Source organism: Streptomyces sp. SID11385 (assembly GCF_010548245.1).
In the GTDB taxonomy this organism is placed as follows: Bacteria; Actinomycetota; Actinomycetes; order Streptomycetales; family Streptomycetaceae; genus Streptomyces.
Genome location: NZ_JAAGLR010000442.1, coordinates 1 through 3030 on the forward strand (window position 1 = coordinate 1; position 3030 = coordinate 3030).

4 protein-coding genes are annotated in these 3030 nt (G+C 73.1%); all 4 read left to right on the top strand.

Annotated elements, in window-relative coordinates; all coding sequences use genetic code 11:
• Positions 1–118: DUF3037 domain-containing protein (locus G3I42_RS13620; RefSeq protein WP_164285753.1), on the top strand; the 118-nt coding region annotated here is incomplete at its 5' end.
• Between the two features lie 230 nt (positions 119–348).
• The gene (gene fabG, locus G3I42_RS13625; protein WP_164285755.1) at positions 349–1110 is read left to right on the top strand and encodes a 3-oxoacyl-ACP reductase FabG; all 762 of its coding nucleotides are present in this window, start codon (positions 349–351) and stop codon (positions 1108–1110) included.
• 22 nt (positions 1111–1132) lie between these two features.
• Positions 1133–1897, top strand: a complete 765-nt coding sequence (locus G3I42_RS13630; protein ID WP_164285757.1) for an SDR family oxidoreductase — start codon at positions 1133–1135, stop codon at positions 1895–1897.
• Positions 1898–2117: 220 nt separating this feature from the next.
• Complete coding sequence (gene ung / locus G3I42_RS13635) at positions 2118–2801, top strand: uracil-DNA glycosylase (RefSeq protein ID WP_164285759.1); 684 nt, start codon at positions 2118–2120, stop codon at positions 2799–2801.
• The last annotated feature ends 229 nt before the right edge of the window (positions 2802–3030 follow it).

A 3030-nucleotide genomic window follows, 5' to 3' on the forward strand; every position in this document is an offset into this window, starting at 1 on the left:
CTTCCGCTGGCTCGTTGCACCGCGCTCGGCCCTCCTCCAGCCCGGTCCCGTGCACACCGGGCTGACGCGGGCGCCGGGCGCGGAGCTGGACCGGCTGCTGGAGCGGCTCGTTCCCTGACCGCCGCTCCCCGGTCCCGTACGGCAGCCCGCCCCCGCCTCGCGCGAGAGGGATCACACGCCGCCCGCGGGCCGGGGCCGTTGACACCCGGTGCCACGCCTTCTAGCGTCACTTCCACCCAAGGTACTAAGCGGTCGCTCATTCGTGCGCGGTAGTGTGAGGAGCCCACCGCGCGCGAGCCCCGCCGTACCGGGCGCCGAGGTTTCCCCCAGGGACGAGGAGAACACCACATGTCCACCACCGAGCAGCGCGTAGCCGTCGTCACCGGTGCGGCCCGCGGAATCGGCGCGGCCACCGCGATCCGCCTCGCCGAGGAGGGCCGCGCCGTCGCCGTCATCGACCTCGACGAGGCGGCCTGCAAGGACACCGTCGAGAAGATCACCGCCGCGGGCGGCAAGGCCCTCGCGGTCGGCGCCGATGTCTCGGACGAGGCGCAGGTCGAGGCCGCCGTCGCGCGGATCGCCGCCGAGCTGGGCGCCCCGACGATCCTCGTCAACAACGCGGGCGTGCTCCGCGACAACCTGCTCTTCAAGATGAGCGTGAGCGACTGGGACACCGTCCTCGGCGTCCACCTGCGCGGCGCCTTCCTCATGGCCCGCGCCGTGCAGAAGCACATGGTCGACGCCAAGTTCGGCCGCATCGTCAACCTCTCCAGCTCCTCCGCGCTCGGCAACCGCGGCCAGGTCAACTACTCCGCGGCCAAGGCCGGGATGCAGGGCTTCACGAAGACCCTCGCCATCGAGCTGGGCAAGTTCGGCGTCACCGCGAACGCCGTCGCTCCCGGCTTCATCGCCACCGACATGACGGCCGCGACCGCCGAGCGCGTCGGCATGGGCTTCGAGGACTTCCAGAAGGCCGCCGCCTCGCAGATCCCCGTCCAGCGCGTCGGGCACCCCGAGGACATCGCCAACGCCATCGCCTTCTTCACCGCCGAGGCGGCCGGCTTCGTCTCGGGCCAGGTCCTGTACGTGGCCGGCGGCCCGCTCAACTGAACACCCGGAAGGACAGCACCAGATGACTGAGCAGCAGCGGCCGGACTCGGGAGAGGTCGCCCTCGTCACCGGGGCCAGCAGGGGCATCGGCTACGGCATCGCGGAGGCCCTCGTGGCACGCGGCGACCGCGTGTGCATCACGGGGCGCGGCGAGGAGGCGCTCAAGGAGGCCGTCGAGCGTCTCGGCTCCGACCGCGTCATCGGCGTGGCGGGCAAGGCGCACGACGAGGCGCACCAGGCCGCCGCCGTCGCCGCGACGATGGAGGCGTTCGGCCGCGTCGACCACCTCGTCAACAACGCGGGCACCAACCCGGTCTTCGGCCCGATCGCCGAACTCGACCTCAACGTGGCCCGCAAGGTGTACGACACGAACGTGCTCTCCGCGCTCGGCTTCGCGCAGCAGACGTGGCGGGCCTGGCAGAAGGACCACGGCGGCACGATCGTCAACATCGCCTCGCTCGCCGGGATCTCCGCCTCGCCCTTCATCGGCGCGTACGGGATGAGCAAGGCCGCCATGGTCAACCTCACCCTCCAGCTCGCGCACGAGTTCGCGCCCGTCGTCCGCGTCAACGCGCTCGCCCCGGCCGTCGTCAAGACGAAGTTCGCCGAGGCGCTGTACGAGGGCCGCGAGGCCGAGGTCGCCGCGACGTACCCGCTCGGCCGGCTCGGCGTGCCCGAGGACATCGGGGGCGCCGCCGAGTTCCTGACCTCGGACCGCTCCGGCTGGATCACCGGGCAGACCCTCGTCCTGGACGGCGGCATCTTCCTCAACGCGGGCGTGGGCTGAGCCCGGCCGCACGGCGGGTGCGGCCGGGACCACCCGCCGGCCCCGGGCGCCCGTCCTCGTACGCAGGCCGTACGGGGGCGGGCGCGGCCTTTTCGCGCGGGCGCACGGGTGCGGCAGGGGTTGTCTTCGTGCGGGCGCACGGGCCCGGCGAGGGTTGTCAGTGCCTCCCGGTAGGTTCGGTGACGTACCGAGCGCACACCCGGAGGTTGTTGACGTGACCGTGACCCCTGCCGCCCCCCTGCCCGCGTCCTGGAGCGGCGTACTCGGCGAGGAGCTGGAGCAGCCCTACTTCGCCGAGCTGATGGCCTTCGTCGCCGCGGAACGCGAGGCGGGCCCGGTCTACCCACCGGCGGAGCAGGTCTTCGCGGCGCTCGACGCGACCCCCTTCGAGGACGTCAAGGTCCTCGTCCTGGGCCAGGACCCCTACCACGGCGCGGGCCAGGGCCACGGTCTGTGCTTCTCCGTGCGGCCGGGCGTCCGCGTCCCGCCGTCCCTGCGCAACATCTACAAGGAGATGCACGCCGACCTCGGCACCCCCGTCCCCGACAACGGCTACCTCATGCCCTGGGCCGAGCAGGGCGTCCTGCTCCTCAACGCGGTGCTCACCGTCCGCGAGGGCGAGGCGAACTCGCACAAGAACAAGGGCTGGGAGCGGTTCACGGACGCCGTCATCCGCGCCGTCTCGGCGCGCCGCGACCCGGCCGTGTTCGTCCTGTGGGGCGCCTACGCGCAGAAGAAGCTCCCCCTCATCGACACCGAGCGGCACGTCGTCGTGAAGGGCGCGCACCCCTCCCCGCTCTCGGCGAAGAAGTTCTTCGGCTCGCGCCCCTTCACGCAGATCGACGGGGCGCTCGCCGCGCAGGGCCACAAGGCGATCGACTGGCGTATCCCCGACCTGGGCTGAGCCCCGCCTGAGCCGCCCGGCCCGGGGCTGCCGTTAGCGTGCCCGTACCGCCGCCCGCCCGGCGACGGTGCGGGCGGCGAGCGGAGGCGGCGGGTGCGCGGACGGCACGAGGAGACGAGGGACCGCGGGGTCGCGACGCGGATCGGTCAGGCCGCGCTGCTGCTGCACGCGGGGGACAGGGTCGAGGCCCGCGCACGGCTCCTCGCGCTGTGGGAGGAGCTGCCCCCGG

What these genes read in the sequence shown, in the direction of transcription:
- G3I42_RS13630 (WP_164285757.1), top strand. Translation starts at nt 1,133, where the DNA reads ATGACTGAGCAGCAGCGGCCGGACTCGGGAGAGGTCGCCCTCGTCACC.
- fabG (WP_164285755.1), top strand. Translation starts at nt 349, where the DNA reads ATGTCCACCACCGAGCAGCGCGTAGCCGTCGTCACCGGTGCGGCCCGC.